The 15254-nt window shown below is 60.6% G+C and carries 22 protein-coding genes; 6 read left to right on the forward strand and 16 right to left on the reverse strand.

The annotated features are described in order from the left end of the window. Positions 1-431: biotin operon repressor (locus tag WBV42_RS09885; protein ID WP_423985879.1), on the reverse strand; the 431-nt coding region annotated here is incomplete at its 3' end. Between the two features lie 93 nt (positions 432-524). Between WBV42_RS09885 and WBV42_RS09890 the strand changes: the two genes are divergently transcribed. Continuing rightward, entirely contained in the window at positions 525-1205 is a 681-nt protein-coding gene (locus tag WBV42_RS09890; RefSeq protein ID WP_423985880.1) for a carbonic anhydrase, read from the forward strand. Positions 1206-1243: 38 nt separating this feature from the next. Here WBV42_RS09890 and WBV42_RS09895 read toward each other — a convergent pair whose 3' ends face one another. Genes WBV42_RS09895 through WBV42_RS09905 form a run of 3 tightly spaced genes read right to left on the reverse strand, consistent with a single transcriptional unit; the run spans position 1244 to position 2786 of the window. Further along, positions 1244-1417, reverse strand: coding sequence for a DUF7576 family protein (locus WBV42_RS09895; protein ID WP_423985881.1), 174 nt, complete (start codon positions 1415-1417; stop codon positions 1244-1246). A gap of 3 nt (positions 1418-1420) precedes the next feature. Next, positions 1421-1765: a HalOD1 output domain-containing protein gene (locus tag WBV42_RS09900; RefSeq protein WP_423985882.1), complete on the reverse strand. Its 345-nt coding sequence runs from the start codon at positions 1763-1765 to the stop codon at positions 1421-1423. Positions 1766-1805: 40 nt separating this feature from the next. Next, entirely contained in the window at positions 1806-2786 is a 981-nt protein-coding gene (locus WBV42_RS09905; protein WP_423985883.1) for a bacterio-opsin activator domain-containing protein, read from the reverse strand. A 208-nt stretch (positions 2787-2994) separates the two neighbouring features. Here WBV42_RS09905 and WBV42_RS09910 point away from each other — a divergent pair, with 208 nt between their 5' ends. Further along, a complete protein-coding gene (locus tag WBV42_RS09910; protein WP_423985884.1) occupies positions 2995-3618 on the forward strand; it encodes a GNAT family N-acetyltransferase in 624 nt (207 codons plus the stop codon). 46 nt (positions 3619-3664) lie between these two features. Here WBV42_RS09910 and WBV42_RS09915 read toward each other — a convergent pair whose 3' ends face one another. The 7 genes from WBV42_RS09915 to WBV42_RS09945 all read right to left on the reverse strand — a co-directional run bounded on the left by WBV42_RS09915 (position 3665) and on the right by WBV42_RS09945 (position 7851). Next, positions 3665-4297 carry a LysE family translocator gene (locus tag WBV42_RS09915; protein WP_423985885.1) on the reverse strand — a complete coding sequence of 211 codons (633 nt, stop codon included), beginning with the start codon at positions 4295-4297 and terminating at the stop codon, positions 3665-3667. A gap of 236 nt (positions 4298-4533) precedes the next feature. Next, complete coding sequence (locus WBV42_RS09920; RefSeq protein ID WP_423985886.1) at positions 4534-5136, reverse strand: LysE family translocator; 603 nt, start codon at positions 5134-5136, stop codon at positions 4534-4536. 176 nt (positions 5137-5312) lie between these two features. Continuing rightward, entirely contained in the window at positions 5313-5672 is a 360-nt protein-coding gene (locus WBV42_RS09925) for a hypothetical protein (RefSeq protein WP_423985887.1), read from the reverse strand. Between the two features lie 178 nt (positions 5673-5850). Then, on the reverse strand, positions 5851-6267 hold the full coding sequence (locus WBV42_RS09930; RefSeq protein WP_423985888.1) for a PIN domain-containing protein: 417 nt from the start codon (positions 6265-6267) through the stop codon (positions 5851-5853). Positions 6268-6276: 9 nt separating this feature from the next. Beyond that, on the reverse strand, positions 6277-6507 hold the full coding sequence (locus tag WBV42_RS09935; protein WP_423985889.1) for a hypothetical protein: 231 nt from the start codon (positions 6505-6507) through the stop codon (positions 6277-6279). 235 nt (positions 6508-6742) lie between these two features. After that, positions 6743-7048, reverse strand: a complete 306-nt coding sequence (locus WBV42_RS09940; protein ID WP_423985890.1) for a chorismate mutase — start codon at positions 7046-7048, stop codon at positions 6743-6745. Continuing rightward, on the reverse strand, positions 7006-7851 hold the full coding sequence (locus WBV42_RS09945; RefSeq protein ID WP_423985891.1) for a shikimate kinase: 846 nt from the start codon (positions 7849-7851) through the stop codon (positions 7006-7008). The genes WBV42_RS09940 and WBV42_RS09945 overlap by 43 nt, the downstream gene beginning before the upstream one ends. Positions 7852-7953: 102 nt before the next feature. Here WBV42_RS09945 and WBV42_RS09950 point away from each other — a divergent pair, with 102 nt between their 5' ends. Next, the gene (locus WBV42_RS09950) at positions 7954-8403 is read left to right on the forward strand and encodes a DUF5796 family protein (protein WP_423985892.1); all 450 of its coding nucleotides are present in this window, start codon (positions 7954-7956) and stop codon (positions 8401-8403) included. Then, the gene (locus WBV42_RS09955) at positions 8403-8651 is read left to right on the forward strand and encodes a DUF7508 domain-containing protein (protein WP_423985893.1); all 249 of its coding nucleotides are present in this window, start codon (positions 8403-8405) and stop codon (positions 8649-8651) included. Before WBV42_RS09950 ends, WBV42_RS09955 begins: the two co-directional genes overlap by 1 nt. 34 nt (positions 8652-8685) lie before the next feature. Here the strand turns inward: WBV42_RS09955 and WBV42_RS09960 are convergent, their stop codons facing one another. From WBV42_RS09960 to WBV42_RS09970, 3 genes are all read right to left on the reverse strand, one after another. Next, positions 8686-9600 carry a cation diffusion facilitator family transporter gene (locus tag WBV42_RS09960; protein ID WP_423985894.1) on the reverse strand — a complete coding sequence of 305 codons (915 nt, stop codon included), beginning with the start codon at positions 9598-9600 and terminating at the stop codon, positions 8686-8688. Between the two features lie 115 nt (positions 9601-9715). Next, positions 9716-9859, reverse strand: a complete 144-nt coding sequence (locus WBV42_RS09965; protein WP_190303790.1) for a hypothetical protein — start codon at positions 9857-9859, stop codon at positions 9716-9718. A 74-nt stretch (positions 9860-9933) separates the two neighbouring features. Next, positions 9934-10068, reverse strand: coding sequence for a DUF7128 family protein (locus tag WBV42_RS09970; RefSeq protein WP_256487797.1), 135 nt, complete (start codon positions 10066-10068; stop codon positions 9934-9936). A 77-nt stretch (positions 10069-10145) separates the two neighbouring features. Here WBV42_RS09970 and WBV42_RS09975 point away from each other — a divergent pair, with 77 nt between their 5' ends. Continuing rightward, positions 10146-12290, forward strand: coding sequence for a CDC48 family AAA ATPase (locus WBV42_RS09975; RefSeq protein WP_423985895.1), 2145 nt, complete (start codon positions 10146-10148; stop codon positions 12288-12290). Positions 12291-12612: 322 nt separating this feature from the next. Next, the gene (locus tag WBV42_RS09980; RefSeq protein WP_423985896.1) at positions 12613-13140 is read left to right on the forward strand and encodes a type 1 glutamine amidotransferase domain-containing protein; all 528 of its coding nucleotides are present in this window, start codon (positions 12613-12615) and stop codon (positions 13138-13140) included. 21 nt (positions 13141-13161) lie between these two features. Here the strand turns inward: WBV42_RS09980 and WBV42_RS09985 are convergent, their stop codons facing one another. Then, positions 13162-13869, reverse strand: a complete 708-nt coding sequence (locus WBV42_RS09985; RefSeq protein WP_423985897.1) for a hypothetical protein — start codon at positions 13867-13869, stop codon at positions 13162-13164. A gap of 33 nt (positions 13870-13902) precedes the next feature. Further along, positions 13903-14640 carry a hypothetical protein gene (locus WBV42_RS09990; RefSeq protein ID WP_423985898.1) on the reverse strand — a complete coding sequence of 246 codons (738 nt, stop codon included), beginning with the start codon at positions 14638-14640 and terminating at the stop codon, positions 13903-13905. Between the last annotated feature and the right edge of the window lie 614 nt (positions 14641-15254).

A 15254-nucleotide genomic window follows, 5' to 3' on the forward strand; every position in this document is an offset into this window, starting at 1 on the left:
GTCAACAGCGGGGCGTGCGCTGGCGGCATCGTGGGACGGAGGACGAGGCTCATCCAGACGCCGCCCGAGGGGCCGACCCACGTCCGTTTCAAGCGCCCGCGGCCGCCCACCTGCTCGTCGGCCAGCACGACCACGTCCTCCGCCCCGTCCCCGGCCAGTTCCCGTGCCCGGTCGTTCGTGCTCCCGATGGAGTCGTGATATTCGACGGAAAACGGTGCCTCCAGTCCGTACTCGACCGCCGGTCCGAATTCAGGGACCTCCCCGAGCAGGTAGCCATCCGCAGTGCTCTCGACCTCGAATCCGTCGGTACGGAGCGCCTCGACATGTTTCCACACCGCGTTCCGCGAGATGTCGAGGGCGTCGGCGAGTTCCGGCCCGGAGACCGGGCCGTCAGCGAGCGCGTCCAAGACGGCCCGACGTGTCTCGTTCATAGTTTCGAGTACGGGAAGTTCCGACAAGAGTCGTTTCGTTTGGCCGCGGCAAAAGGGAAAATCGTTCGTGGTTCGAATACGAACAGCACGATCATGTACCGGACGTTCATCAAGTTGTTGGAACAAAACGCGGAACACGCCGAAGAGTTCGACTCCCGTTTCGACGACGTACAGGATTCACAGCATCCCGACGTCGTCACCGTCTGCTGTTCGGATTCCCGCGTCCTACAGGACCACATCTGGGGCAACGACGAACCGGGACGGATCTTCACCTGCGGCAACATCGGCAACCGCGTCGTCCAGCGAACGGACTCGGGCGAAGTCGTCTCGGGTGACGTGCTCTATCCCGTCGAACACACGGGAACCGACACCGTCGTCGTCATGGGGCACACCGGTTGTGGGGCCGTCACGGCGACGTACGACGCGCTGACGGGCGAGGTGTCCGAGCCTGCTGGCATCGAACACTGTCTTTCGTTGCTGAAACCGAAGTTGGAGGCGGGCGTCGAATCGCTTCCCGATGACGTGGACCGAGCGGGGGGGATCAACCGACTCGTGGAGTACAACGTCGACCGGCAGGTCGAATCCCTCATCGAGAGCGACGACATCAACGAGGATGTCGATATCATCGGCGTCGTGTACGACTTTCAGGACGTGTACTCGGGGCGGCGCGGCCAAGTCCACGTCATCAACGTGAACGGTGAGACGAGCGTCGAGACGCTGAAAGACGATCTCCCCGACATCGACGCACGGATCGAACGGCTCTGGGAGTACTGAGTCGTCGAGCGAGTTCATCGCGGTCGGTTTCGCGCCGCTTATTCTGTCCCGTTCGCCTCATCGGCGAGCCATGCAGATTTGCAGATTTCATCGCAGAAGATGTAGAGATGGACACCATCGTCCGTCGTTACTGTGTGCGTCGGGTAGCGCACATTGGCTCTGATCGGGGTTCCACAGCACGTACATTCGGATAGCGATACTGACTCGTTCATCCTTCACGCGGTCACTCGAACGACTATTTCACCGCTACTGGACACGGTGATCGGATAGCCTTCGTACGTGAACGAGACCTCGATATCGCTCCCGCGTGCGGTCGTCAGCATCGAGACCAACGATTCCGCATCGATAATATCGTAGAGCGGCGTCAGCGTGGACGGTTCCCGTCCGCTTAACCCAGCGATGACCCCGACGATACCGAGGAGGATCGATTCCTCCTCTCCGGTATCGTACCGAACGTGGAGCGTTTTCGTCTCCGGGTCGTATCCGTCACAGGTTTCGATATCGAGAGATCCGAGCGCCTGTCGTCCCATCTCCGTGGTCGTTATTTCGAGGGTTTCCATGAGTTGGAACTGAGAGGGAACGGGAAATAAGGGTCCGCTCTTACTGGTTCGACCCCTCGATGCCGCCGTCGTGGGCCTCGAAGAGATGGTGGAGAACCGTGTCCTGCGCGTGGCGAAGGTGGTAGTTGAAGGTCTGTCGGGTGATGCCCATCCGTTCCGCGATTTCATCTCCTTCGCTCTGCCGGGGGACCTTGAAATACCCCGCGTAGTACGCGATCTGGAGGGCCGTCCATTGACGTTCGGTGAGGTCGTCCTTCACGAGCGTCTTGAACAGCCGAGGCGTGTACACCAGCTTTTGTGACGCCAACTCGAAATCCCGAGCGACGACATCACGAATCGCTTCCAAGACGGCCGCCACATCGACCGTCGCCGGGAACTGTACCAAGTTCCTGATTTTCCCGTCTTCGAGCGCGGTCGTGACTGACTCGCCATCGTACTCGTCGTAGGTGGAAACCAGCGACGATGCGCCACCACGAACCTCGACGCGATACTTATCACCCTCCTTCTTGAGGAGACGAACGTCCTCGGTCGTGGGAAAGAGTTCCGGGAGATTCATCACCGTCTCGCCGGAGATCCCAGTGACCGTCCAGTACTGGACGTGCGAACCGTCGGAAAGCCGCACGAACCCGTCGATTCGGAGGTCCATGTCCTCGTGGCCGAGTTCGAGAAACGGACGGGCCAACTGCTCGGAGACGAATTCGAGTTCGAGAACTTCGTCGGCGGTCAACTCGGGGGGAAATTCATCATTTGAGTCGTCCACGGAGCGATCCGTCTCCGGTGGCGGCACATCGCTGGCCGTCGGTCGTGTGGCGGGTCGCCACCATGCACGGGCTTGTGCGCCGATCGTCTTCGTTTCGAGTTCCCCCTCGTCGGCGAGACGGCGGAGTTTATCGTACGCCGTGCGCCGGGCACAGCCCACCGCCTCGGCAACCTCGCTCGTCGCAAGCGGTTCGGACGGATCGTCCAGTCTCTCGAAAACCCCGAGGATTTCGTCCCCACCGATGTCATTCGCGGTCCCCATTAGCCGAGATACGGGTTCGATGCAAAGGGAGCTTTCGGCACCATCGTGACGGACAACGTCGCCATCGACGACGTCCACACGCCGGAGAACGTGCTCGCCACGCACGTCGGGTGAACTCCGCGACGTTTCGGTTCGACCGGTCGTCACACGACGGAATCCGTACTGACTTCGCGCTCCACGCGAAACACCCGTCAAACCGAACCGAACCATGTCCACGACCCTGTTTCCGACCCACATCGAGAGCGAACGGTTGCGATACGAACCGTTACACGAGTCGGCCGAACCCCTCGACATCTACGAGTATCACCGTTCCGGCGAGATGGACGCCGTGATGCGCCCCCTCGGCGAGCGACCACACGCGAGGCCGAAAGAGACGATGGACGAAGTAACCGAAGCGGCGGAAGCGTGGGAATCCGGCGAGCGAGCGACCTACGCCATCACGACGAAATCCGACGGCGAATTCGTCGGCGTCGCCGAACTGTGGCTCGAATGGGAGGAGCGTTCGACCTCGTTCGGGATGTGGGTTCGTGAGCCGTTTTGGGGACGTGGCTACTCGGGCGAGCGGGCCGGTGCGATGTCGTACGTCGCGTTCGACCGACTCGACCTCGAACTCGTGAGTGTCGGCCACGACCCCGAAAACGAGCAGTCGAAACGCGCCATCGAGAAGTACGTCGATTCCTACGGCGGGCAGTACGATGCGGTCCTTCGGAACTGGTACCCTCCAGACGACTCCGGCGAACCAGTGGACCTCCAGACCTACAGCATCTCACAGGAACAGTGGCGCGAGAACGTCACGGAAACGGAGCTATCGACGATTCGAATCGTTCGGTGATCTTCACGCGTGACGCTTTTTGAGCCGTGGTAACGGTCGAAATCACCTACGAAGAAACGCGCCGGGCGAGCGCCAGTTTGGCCCCGAAACCGACGAGCACGCTCCCGCTCGCCGTGCGAAGTATTCGTCGGAGGAGGTCGCGCTCGGTAACGACCCGGCGCGCTTGCGCGGAGAACACCGCAAGCAGTGCCTGATAGCAGAAGCCGAGCGTGGTGAACAGCACCCCGAAGAGGAAAATCTGCGGAGCGGCGGAACTCCCTGGCCGAACGAACTGTGGGAGGAACGCGAGGAAGAACAGCGCCACTTTCGGGTTCGAGACGTTGATGAACAGCGCGTTTCGGAAGGATTCGCTCGGCGTGTATCCCGTTCCCTCCGGCGCGATTTCGAACTCCTCTTCGCCGCGGAACGTCTGCACGCCGAGGTAAACGAGGTACGCCGCGCCGACGAGTTTGACGGCGGTGAACGCCACCGCGGACGTTCGCAGGATTGCCGACAGACCGATGACGGCCGCCGTCGTATGGACGATGCTTCCAGTCGAAGAGCCGAGTGCGGCGGTGACACCGGTCGTCCGTCCGTCGCTGACGCTCCGGGTCAGCGTGTAGAGGCTGTCCGGGCCGGGGGCGACGATGAGAACGAGCGCGGCGGGGATGAAGGCGAGGATAGTCTGTACTGCGACCATGAACCATTCGTCGCGGGCGGTTACGATAAAATTACGAGACGGTATCCTCGCTTCACGTTTTCCCGTTCGATCTCGCGGCCCATCGGAATCGATTTCAAACTGCCCTTATCCCGACCGTGATCGGCTCTGCCGGTTGTAGCGTCAGGGGCGCGGCGAGCACGTTCACCACTTCCGCTTCTGCTTCTCGTTTGGCCGTATATCGCACCGAGCCACGTTCATAGTGAAAACTGCGTTCGTTACAGGGCGCTCCAGAGAGCGAGTACGCCGAACCCGACGATAACGACACCTGCCAATCGGTCCACCCGACGCATGATCGAGCGGGTGAATCGTGCGCGGAATACGCTCACGCCGGTACTGAGGACGAACCACCAGAGTGCCGACCCGAGGAAGACGCCGCCGACCAATACCGCGGCGTGGGTGTAGTTTCCGGACATTCCGACACCCAATTCCGTGAAGATGCCGACGAAGGCGATGATCGTCACTGGATTGGTGATCGTCAACAGGAACGTCGAACCGTAATCCCCGGCGAACCCCTGTAAATCCGTGGAGGATACCGCCGTCTCCGCTGGCTCGCCCCGAAACGACTGGACGCCGAGATACAGGAGGAGGATACCGCCGCCGATGCGGATACCCACCCGGTAGTCGAGCAGGAGCGACGACACGGCCGTAATCCCGAACCCCGCAATCGCTCCGTACACGGCGTCCGCCGACGCCGCTCCGAGGCCGCTCACGAAGCCCGAAAGTCGGCCCTTAGAAAGCGTACGCTGGATGCACAACACTCCGATCGGGCCGACGGGGGCCGCGATCGAAAACCCGAGAACGATACCGCGAATCAGCACCTCGATTGTCGCTGTCGTTAATAGAGGTCACCTCTCGTCAGTTCAAACGTAGCAGTCGTAGATGTACCTTGTGCGCCCGTGTTGTATGATAATTATTGACATAATTTCCCACGTTCAGGTTTCGGATTGGTGTTACGGGTATCGTTTACAGTGTCACACTTTTGAGACGGGACGAACTACGGAGTTCCAACGAATCGGTGTCGCCGGGCCAGATAGAGACTCGCAATCAGTACGTTCAGCAGCGGAACCAAGACGAACAAGTAGAGGAGGGTTGGTGTCCACTCCGACTGCTCGCTCACGTACGTTCGGTCGTGGTAGAGTGCGAACGGGGCGAACCCGGAGAGCGCATAATTCACGACGGTTATCACCGATGCCGTCTCACCGAGATACCCTGAAACCTGTAGTCCGACGTGCTGTGCGAAGGCAGTGTTCAGGAGCGTTACTGAGAGCCAAAGGAAGAACGAGATGGGTATCGCCAATATCGAAACCCACCAACTGCCGGGGAACAGCACTCTGCGGCTTTGTTTTGTGGCCATGTACTTTCGTCCATGGTAGGGATGCACGCAATCAGTAATAGCTCTTCGTAGCGATTTCCGAACTGTGCTCTGTGTTAGTTACTACCGATTCTCGCGCTGTTCGACCTTGTTCAGTTCGATGAAATTCACCATACAATCCTCCGCACTTTTTCGGTTCTTTCTCTCCTGTGTTCGGAAGTCACATCGTCTCGAATGATTCGATTACTTCGCTGGTGGTGAACACTGCCACGGGGTCTTGTTCATAGAAATCGGAGTCGTCGCTCCACATTCCTGCGTCACGAGCAAGCGCACAAGCCACGTACAGTACGTCGTCTGGGTCAGTGTCACCTATCGCTTCTTCTGCCTCCTCGATGTGCGGATAGAACTCGTTGACGGGCACCGTCTCGATGTATTGGAACAGAAGGTCGATGAACTGGCGGACTCTCGCCGCCTCCATTCCCGATCTCTCGACGATGAGGTCTTCGTAGTTCCCGATTTCATCGTGGATGAATTCGGGAGTCAGGAGTTCCGGTTCGAGCGTAACGATGAGTTCCCGTGTTTTCGAGTTAGCGATGAGCGCGGAGATGACGACGTTCGCATCGACAACCAACTTCATTCGTCAAGATTACTCCGACTCTTCTTCGACGCGCTTGCGTGCGCTCTCGTTGATTTTGGCGGCGAGTTCGTCTACGTCTTTGTCGGTGAGACCGCTGTCGGCGGTGAGTTCGTCCATCAGTTCGAGATTCTCGATTTTGTCTCGAATGGCTTGCCGAGTGACTTCGCTCCAGTTGATTTCCGGGTGCTTTTCCATCCGTTCCTTGAGGTCATTATCCACGTTGACCGTGATGCTGGGCATACAGGGAACTATGGACACACAGAATACTGTGTCTTTCGGTGGGCGAACTCCGCTGGATAGAATAAACCCGTCACAGACTTGACCCGTGGTCAATAGATGGGTCTGCGGATGGCAGTTCGGAGCCATCGAGATAGGATATGGTGTTTTTCAGCGAATCAGAATCGAAAGAACAGCTACCGGAAATTATTTTGAGAATTGAACGGGGGTCATACGATTCGTATCGCCGAATTTCGGGCTACCGATTCTCTCGCTGTTCGACCTTGTTCAACTCGATAAGCAACCGGAAAATTGCCTTCACCAGATTCGAATCTACGTCGAACTTCTCGGCGTTCTCGCCCGCTCGGTCCATCACGCGCTGTTCCTGTGCCTCATCGGTCGTCGGGACATCCTGGGCGGATTTCACTTCCGCAACGCTATCCGCGACGTAGGTTCGTCGAGCGATGAGTTCCACCAGTTCACGGTCGATGGATTCGATCTCTTCGCGCAGTTCGTCCAGGCTCATATCGTTCGGGTTCCGCTCGTCTGTGTTGTCGTTAGCCATGTCGTTCCCTTCAATGAATTCCACTTTTCCCGCACGTCCTCTAAAACCTCCCGCCCGCCGACGGCGACGAAACTCGGTCCAGTCCCCGAAAGCGAGACGCCGTCCACGTCCGGCATGGCGTCCACCATGGGGTCCGCGGAGAAACCGAGTGCGCCACAGAAGGCGAAGCCGTTCACCGTCATCGCCCGGCCGTACTCGCCGTCGAGGGCGAGGTCGGCGACGAGGTCGGCCATCGGCGCGACCTGCCGACAGCGGGAGACGTCGGCATCGGCGGAAAAGGACTGCTCCGGCGGCGTCCACACCAACACGTCCCAGTCCACCTCGTCGCGGGCGAGCAGTTCGTTCTCGGTGTTGTCCGTGACGGTGACGCCGCCGAGCATGCTCGCGCTGGCGTCGTCGAACGCGCCGGTCACGGTGACGCCGACGTCACGGGCCGCTTGCACGCCGATTCGGCAGGCATCCTCCCGTCGCATCTCGACGTCGAGTGCGGACAGGGTCGCCAACACCGTCGCGTTCGCCGCGGCGCTCGAACTCTTCAGACCTGAGGCCATCGGGACGTCGCTCTCGGTTCGCACCGTCGCGCCGAATTCCGGATCTTCCGTTTCGAGGACGAGTTCGACACAGCGTTCGATGAGTCGAGCGTCCGCGTCCGGATCCTCCGCTATCTCCCCGCGAATCTCGCCGGAGTCGTCCAGTTCGACGGTGGCGGTGGTTTCGGTGTCGATGGCGAACGCCGACCCGACTCCGGTGGCGAGGGCGTTGAGTATCGTCCCGGCGGCGGGTGCTTTCGCGCGGCCGTGCATGGTCGGCTTTCGCAGGTGGCCGTCTTCAGGGTGGCGGTGGGGGCAACGTTTTGATTGATCCGGAACGCGGGTCTTTTCCCCCTCTCCGACCAACCGTCGAACATGAGTGTCCGAAACGACGTTTCCCCCGACACGCTCGGTATCGAACTCACTGAGGACGGTATCGTCGTCGAATACAAGGACGGGCGTGAGACTTTCTACCACGGCGTTCCGAGGAAGGTGGACGGAACGCTCCGAACCCAACCGGGCAAACTGGTGCAGGTGCTCGTCACCGATCCGACGGAGACGGAGGGCGTCATGACCTACGTCAACGATCGGGATACGCACGATGACATCCTCGAAGAGACCGGCGTCGGCCGAGTCATCCTGGAACCCGGAGAGGAGGCGGAACTGTTCCCCGGGGTGGCGGTCCGCTCGGACGGCTACGCCGTCGAAGTCGAGGCCAGCCCGGAGATTGCACGGGGTCGCGTGTTCCTCTTCGAGGAAGACGCGATGGGCGAACGGTCGTTCGAGTTCGTGGAAGAGGACGAGTCAGCGAACGGAAACGAATAATGCCGCTCGCGAAGCGCTGGCAAGCACTCGACAGGGGAACGGTCGCGGGCACGCCGGAACGCTGGGCGATGTACGAACTGGGGAACGACGGTGAAATCGTGGAGATCGGCGTCGGCGTCCTGCGCGACGAACTGAAGACGGCGTTGACCTACAGCGACGCGACACAGGTTCGCTGGGAGACGTGCCAGTCGCAGGCGCAAGCCGAGGAGTTGGCCGCCGAGCATCGGGAACGAGCGGAATTGGACTGATTCGGCGGTTTGCCGAAACGGAGCGGTTTTCCGGTCAGTTGATGGGAGAAGAGCTGTGTCGTTCCTCGGCGTCCTTCCACTCGCCCAGTCCCTCCGGGTCCAAGTGGATGTGAACGTCGCCGACGTCGTCGCGCGAGACGAGGTCGTTTCTGAGTTCGGTTTCGATGTCGTGGGCTTCGATGAACGTGTGGTCGGCCGCGACTTCGGCGTGGAATTCTACCTCGTAGACGGTTCCGGCGTGGTACGCGGTGAAATCGTGCAGTCCGTGAACGTCGTCGTGGGAGAGGATTTCGTCCCGAATCTCCTCCCGAACGGATCTCGGTGCGGCGGTGTCCACGAGGTAGTTGACGTTCTCCCGCGAGATTTCGACGCCTTGGTGGATGACGAGCAGGCTGACCAGTCCCCCGGCCAACGGGTCGAGGACGGGAAAACCACCAGCCATTCCCGCCACGCCGATGACTGCCGCACCCGTGGTGTAGAGGTCGTTCTTGCTGTCGGCGGCGAGCGCGGCGAGACCGGCCGACTCGACGTTGCGATTGACCCGTTTCGTGTACCAGTAACAGAACGCGCGGTCACAAAAGGCGAAGGCGAGACCGGCAACGAGGGCGATGCTGTAGGTCGATTCGGGTGCCGAAAGGATGGTCTGACCGGCGTCGTAGAGCAGTTTCAGTCCGAGGAGCACGAGCGTGCCGCCGACGAACAGGGCGGTCAGCGGCTCGACCCGGTCGTGGCCGTGGGGATGGTTCGTGTCCGGACTCTCGAACGAGAGGCGACCCCAGACGAGCACCACCGCGCTGGCCAGCAAATCGGCCACCGAGTGGGCGGCATCGGCGACGAGCGCGAGGCTTCCGAAGGTGAGGCCGACGCCACCTTCCACCACGATTTTGAGGACGTTCGTCAGGACGTTGGCCCACGACGCTTTGAGAAACTCCTTCCGGTGGTCACCCATTCGTTCCTCCGTGGGGGTCGCGAGGTTAAGAATATATGGATTAGGGATGACAAATAACTGTTTTAGATTGAGTCTAAATCACATGCCTACACGAGAAATGGACGTCGAACCCCCACTACAGTCGACGTGCCATCACCACGATACCGAGGACGATGAGGGCGATCCCCCAGTAGAGCGAGTCGAAGGGGAGGACCTTCAACAGGAGCGTGACGACGCCGGAGGTGAACAGCGACCAACCGATGGTAGTGTTGTATCCCATAGAAGCTACACGGTGACGAATCGTTTCAAGCTATCGGCAGTGAGAAAATCAGGCCGGACGAACCCCTTTGCCTTTCACTGGATATAAGTGGGGTCTTCCGCATCGCAGTTCTCCTCGTGTTGTTCGGCGTCGCTCTGGTCGTCGAACATCAGTCCGCACTGCTCGCACTGGTACCATGTCGTGTCGTCTCGCTCGGTTCGAGCAACCATAATTGTACACTCGGTAGCATCGGACAAAGGGGTTTCTGCGGGAAACCCTGAAGACGGTCCGGTGACGAGTAGGGAATATGACGAAAAAACCGACGGTTGCGCTCACCGTCAGGGGCGCGGAAAAGCGCGACGGCGGACGGGGTATCGCCCGGATCGCCGACGCGGCGCGACAGAAACTCGGCGTGCTGAGCGGCGATACGGTCGCGGTCGAAGGCGACGGGACGACCGTGGTGAAGGTGTGGCCCGCTTCGAGCACGGTGCCGGAGAACACCATCCAGATAGACGCCGAGACGCGGACGAACGCGGGGGTCAGAATCGGGGACGAAGTGTCGGTGTCCCCGATTTCGATCTCGGACGCGGACTCCATCACCGTCGTTCCGAAGGCCAACTTCTCGATGGACGACGTGGACACGCTGGAGCGAGCGGTGAAACAGGAACTGCTCGACCGCCCCGTTCAGTCCGGTGAGCGGGCGCGAATCGAACGACTCGGCGACGCCGGACTGTTCGTCGTATCGCGGACGAACCCCGGCGGAACCGTCCGCGTGACGAACGACACGGACGTGAAGGTCTCACTCTCGAAACTGACCGAATCCGTCTCGACTACCCCGTCTAACGCCAACGATTCGACGGACGTGACCGGTGCGGCTTACGAGGACATCGGCGGACTGGACGAGGAACTCCGTCGCGTCCGCGAGATGGTCGAACTGCCGCTGTCGAACCCGGAACTGTTCCGCCGATTGGGCATCGACCCGCCGAAAGGCGTCCTGCTCTACGGGCCGCCGGGAACCGGAAAGACGCTCATCGCCAAGGCCGTCGCCAACGAGGTCAACGCCCACTTCGTCTCCATCTCCGGGCCGGAAGTGATGAGCAAGTACAAGGGTGAGAGCGAGGAGCGACTCCGCGAGATATTCACCGAAGCCAGCGAGAACGCACCCTCGATAATCTTCTTCGACGAGGTGGACAGCCTCGGCGGGAAACGCGACGAGGAGAGCGACATGGAAAATCGGTTGGTCGCCCAGATGCTCTCGCTGATGGACGGGCTGGAGTCCCGCGGCGAAGTCGTCGTCATCGGCGCGACGAACCGCGTGGACGCCATCGACCCCGCGCTCCGCCGTGGCGGCCGCTTCGACCGCGAGATCGAGATCGGCGCGCCGGACGAAGGCGGCCGACGGGAAATCCTCGAAGTCCACACCCGCGGCATGCCGTTGGCCGACGACGTGGCCGTCGAACGACTCGCCGCGACGACACACGGGTTCGTCGGTGCCGACCTCCACACGCTCGTTACGGAAGCGGCCATGGCGGCGCTTCGCCGGGCACGTGACGACGGTGCGGACGACAACGCACTGCTCTCGGTCGAGGTGACCCGCGGCGACTTCAACACCGCGCTCGCGAGCGTCGAACCGTCGGCGATGCGCGAGTTCGTCGCCGAAGCACCCGAAATCTCGTTCGAGGACGTTGGCGGACTGAACGAGGCCAAGCGGACGCTCATCGAGGCCGTCGAGTGGCCGCTCTCGTACTCCAACCTGTTCGAGGCGACGAGGACGGAACCACCGAGCGGCGTCCTGCTCTACGGGCCGCCGGGAACCGGGAAGACGCTTCTCGCCCGTGCACTCGCGGGCGAGAGCGACGTGAACTTCGTCTCCGTCGCCGGGCCGGAACTGCTCGACAGGTACGTCGGCGAGAGCGAGAAATCGGTTCGCGAGGTGTTCGACAGGGCGAGACAGGCCTCCCCGGCGATCGTGTTCTTCGACGAGATCGACGCGCTCGCGAGCCAGCGCGACGACTCACACGAGGTCACCGAACGCGTCGTCTCCCAGCTCCTGACCGAACTGGACGGGTTGACCGAAAACCCGAACCTCGTCGTCCTCGCGGCGACGAACCGCCGCGAGGCCATCGACCCCGCGCTGTTGCGTCCCGGGCGACTCGAATCCCACATCGAGATTCCAGGACCGGACGAGGAGGCCCGTCGCAAGATTCTGTCGGTGCACGCGGGGGACAAACCGCTCGCGGACGACATCGACCTCGATGCACTCGCGGCGGAGTTGGACGGGTTCACCGGTGCGGACATCGAGGCGCTCGTCCGGAGTGCCTCGATGCGGGCCATCCGCGAGGCCGCGGACGAGTGGACGCCCGAAGAGGCGAACGAACGGGCGGACGAAATCGTCATCGAGGAGCGCCACTTCGACGTGGCACGCGAGTTCGTTCAACCGACGCTCAAGTAGCAGTTCCGGCGGGGATTTTCGGGTGGACCGATCGTTCGTTTCGGGTGGACCGATCGTTCGCCACGGATTTGTGAACGGTCGAGCGGGGCGTGTTCGTCCCCGACGCCGTGACCGACGATGTCGGAACCGAACGACCGAGAACTACAACCGCCACGATTCCGGCCGTAACCGAGGAATTTTCGGGGTTCCCTCCCCAGTGCCGTTGTAAATTCGCCCCGTATCCGCCGTCCGAAACGCTGCCCGTTCGGACGGCCGATGCTGGCTACGTCCCTGCCTGTGTAGCCATCACTCTTACCCGACACCGTGACGGAGGGCCGTTGCCATGCGCGCACTCATCATCACCGGAAACGGCGTCGAGGACAGCGAGTTCAGCTATCCGTACTACCGACTGCAGGAGGAGGGGATGAACGTGGACGTGGCGACCCCTGACGGTGGGTCCTTCGAGAGCAAGCACGGGCAGGAGTTCGAAGCCGCGGACATCTCCATCAACGACGTCCGGTCCGACCGCTACGACCTGCTCGTCCTCCCCGGCGGGCGCGCACCGGAGAACATCCGACTCGAAGCGTCGGGAGTGGGTGACATCATCCGCGGGTTCGACGACGAGAACAAACCCATCGCGACCATCTGCCACGGCGCACAACTGCTCATCACCGCCGACGTCCTCGACGGCCGCGAAGCGACCGGCTACTGGTCGATCCGCGACGACATCGAAAACGCGGGCGCGGCGTTCGTGGACGAGGAGGTCGTCGTGGACGGCAACCTCGTCTGCTCGCGAAACCCCGACGACCTCCCGGCGTTCATGCGGGAGACGCTCGCGAACATCGACAAACTGACCGACGCACCCGCGTGAAGTCGAACCGGCACGAGAACGTCACGCGCTACACGAGTGATTCGTCAACTTGACCCGCTCGGTCGGTTCCGGGCCGTCGAGGTTGGTCGGTTGGCGGACGTAGTACACCGAGACGTTGACGAGGTCGTCCTCGTGGTTGCGGTTCCAACGTTGGCAGACGTAATCGGTAAACTCGGGTCGAAGCGATTCGTAGCCGGGGCGCTGGAGGTCGAGGAGATACACCAGCCATCGGTGACTGGGAAAACCCACACTCCCGCCCGAGGGACGACTCCAGCGGACGGCTGACCGGTGGAACGCATCGACGTGGGTTCCGGATTCGAGTGTTCCGGGAACCACGTACCAACCGTCCGTTTGCCGCGGTTCGGGAGCGAACATACTCCATCGGTGTTCGGCCGGATTCACGACATCGTTCACTTGGTCCGGCGTCTGGACGTAGCCGAGCGTCGCGGCGTTCCAGACGAGCACGAACAGTAGGAGACCGGCCACAACGAGCGGGACGATTCGGCGTCCCGATTTCGAAATCGCGGACGGGATTCGAGCGAACGAAAATTCGGGGAACAGCTGCCGACACCGATTTTCGAGGCGAGCCATTCGACGTGAGCTCACCATCGGTTCGGTGAACTTCGCAGCCGTATCCCAGACGGTGCTCGGAAGGAAGAGGAGCAGGGCCGTGATAGAAATCATCGGGAACAGACCGAGACGCATCGTCAGCAACATCCCGAAATGCATTACGATGAACATCGATGCGAACGCTGCGCGTGACTAACCGGTGAGGAGAATCAACAGCACCGACGCCACGACGATCACGAGCCACAGTCTGTCGAAGACGTCGAGGGCCGTCGGATAGTTCGAGAGCAACTCCCCGAACCGCGTCAGGACGTTGTGGAGGCTGAACACGTACCGAACTGCGACGCCGCGCATCCACAGGTCGCCACGGAGCTTGAACAGCGCGTTGACGGTGTAGACGGTCACGACTTGCAGCAGTACCCCCGCGGACGCGAGGCTCACGACGCGTCGTCGATGCCTTTCGCTGTGAAGCGAATCCACCGAGAAGCGCTCCCCGAGCGGCAGGAAGATGCCCCACAACAGGAGCCGTCGAAGGATGGAATCTCCCGCGTTCAGGAGAACGGGATTCCGGGCGTGCAACGAGACGAGCAACACGAACGAAATCGCCGTCGCCAGTCTCGTCCGGTAGCCGAGGAGCAGAGCGACGGCGAAAACCCCAGCGACGACGAACAACGTTTCTTGGAACCACGTCGCTCCCGAAAGAGCGTGGATCGAGAGACGGGAAAGGCCGGAAAATTGCGCTCTGAGCAGCGAACGCGGTAACACGCCGGAATCGGTATAGAACGAGACGAGATTCTGCGATCGGAGGAGTAAATCCGCGAGCAACAGTACGCCCAAGGAAATCCGAAAGATAGCGAGCGCCCGTGTGTTGATTCCGATTCGACGGGCGAGCGCAGCACGCCCACGAGTGCGAACTCCCTCGGTTGTAGACATATACATGAACGGGGATTTTGTCGAATACGGCACTGTCTAGATAAGGAAAACCCAGCGACTGCGGTACGATTGACGAGGTTTTACGCACTGTTCTAAAGCGACTGATTCTTGATATTGAGAGTAGCTGCACCGTGAGAAGACGGAATTCGACGGCCTCATCGAAAATCTAGTCATAATGAGACATAGTGACTCGTTAGTCACTCACGGTAGAGACGTTGAAACGCCACGATACACCAGAACCGCTTAACTAGACAGTGCCCTTCGAACTAAGAGTTCGCGATAGGGACCATTGCGATATGAGTCGAAAACTCATCTGAATACTTCGTCTGATGAATTTCGAGAATTGTTAGCGGATTTGCCAACAACAGACGATCACAACTCCGATTTCTCCGAATAAATTCGCCGTTTCAGAACCGAGTCACATATCCATAAGAAAGAGTGATCCACCGATCGTGATAGTAATCATTCCTACCAACATGAGAGATAACGCAAAGACCATTCTTGTCCGTGTAATTACCCCACTCTGATTTACGACGGACGAAGAGAGTATCCAAATAATCGCGTAGAATATGAGCACCGTGAAGACAGAGCCAGCGACGAGGAAAATCGAAAAG

Origin of the sequence: Haladaptatus sp., from assembly GCF_049589095.1 — an archaeon.
In the GTDB taxonomy this organism is placed as follows: Archaea; Halobacteriota; Halobacteria; order Halobacteriales; family Haladaptataceae; genus Haladaptatus.